The sequence below is a fragment of the Microcoleus sp. OTE_8_concoct_300 genome (genome assembly GCF_031383065.1).
GTDB lineage: Bacteria > Cyanobacteriota > Cyanobacteriia > Cyanobacteriales > Microcoleaceae > Microcoleus.
Genome location: NZ_JANMZH010000188.1, coordinates 1 through 1,389, shown reverse-complemented (window position 1 = coordinate 1,389; position 1,389 = coordinate 1). Strand labels below are relative to the sequence as shown.

Genomic DNA, 1,389 nt, shown 5'->3' with positions numbered 1-1,389 from the left:
CATTCCTGCTACCATTTCCGATTCTAATTGGTACTCGCCTGAGTGTTGAGCTTCGGCAATCACTAACCCCGAGGCTTTGTGAATTAAGAATATTGCCTGGACGGTAAAAGGCATTGATTCTCGGAAAATTAATTCAGCTTCGGAGACTCCTTGGACTTGGGAGCGAATTTTGCGCCTAACTCCTTCTATGCTTAAGCTATTTGATACTTTTTCGTTGATAGTTTTAATCGCTTCTGCCATGTATTTGGCGATCGTACTGCCAATTACCGGATAGAGGGCATCCACCATCGAGTCGCGTTCGAGTGCTATTTGGGCTGTAATCGCTTTGCCCATTTCCGGGGCGATGGCTTGGGCGATCGACTCTTTGTCGAGGCGAATTTGCTCTTGAATTGCCAAGCCGATTTCTGGGGCGATCGCCTTAGCAATATCCGCTGGTGAATTGACAATTTGTTGAGCAAGTGCATCGGGCAGTAACTCAGCTATGGCCGAACTCATTGCCGACTTGTTTTCGAGAGTTTTTGCCCGAATCACTTCGTCAATAATCGGCCCGATCGCCTTAACAACTTCTTCTCTAGAATCAGATATTTTGCGGCTGAGAATTTCAGCGATCCAAGGTAGCATCAGCGCGATCAGTTCTTGAGGATCGTAGATTTGGTGCTCCAGTTTTCCTAATTTATCATTGATGCTTGCCATCAGGTGGCGCACCCCCGGCAAATCGTTTTCTGCCAGCAGAATTTTCACTTGCTCGATATCCGACATTTGCGAGCCGAAAATCAGAGTTTGGAGCCTTTCCATCGCGCTGTCGGCTTCATTTAGATCCTGTTTAATTTCCCCCAATATTTCTGCTGGTTGCGATATCGATGCCGACTCTTCTAGCAAGTTTGGTATCGATTGAAGCTTCTCGACCACCGCATCTAAATATATTTTCTCTGACGGCTCGGGAAATACGGGAACTGCGGCACGGTATTGCCCGTCAGCGCAAACAGGTTGCCGTTGTCTGACAAGCTGTCACCAAACACATACAAGTTGCAGTTCCCGTATTTCCAGGGCCGCTTCTCCAACGGCCCGGTGGCGGTGGAAGTACTGGCCACCGGCCTGGGCGCCACCCTGCACGACCTGGCGGTGGCCGGGGCCCAGACCAGCACGCTGGGCCAGTTGGCCAATACCGGCATGACGTCGCAGTTGGCCAGTTTCACTGCCTCGTTGGGCGGAGGCAGCGCCGATCCCAATGCGCTGTATTTTGTGTGGGGCGGTGCCAATGACTTGCGCGCCGCGGGCGTCAATGCTGCGGCCGCCATCGCGCCGACGATCGTCAACCTGTCCACGATTGTTTCTTCGCTGTACAGCCTGGGCGCGCGCAACTTCATGCTGCCCAACCTGCCGAACCTG

The 1,389-nt window shown here is 52.1% G+C and carries 1 protein-coding gene and 1 pseudogene; one reads left to right on the top strand and one right to left on the bottom strand.

Translation table 11 applies throughout. From position 1 onward, the window contains the following. Nucleotides 1–909, bottom strand: a pseudogene (locus ACUVJL_RS09260) (OmpA family protein); the annotation flags it as partial. Between the two features lie 84 nt (nt 910–993). On the opposite strand from ACUVJL_RS09260, the gene ACUVJL_RS09255 reads away from it, so the two are divergent. Beyond that, nucleotides 994–1,389, top strand: a 396-nt coding sequence (locus ACUVJL_RS09255; protein ID WP_445245572.1) for an SGNH/GDSL hydrolase family protein, incomplete at its 3' end; no start/stop codon positions are given.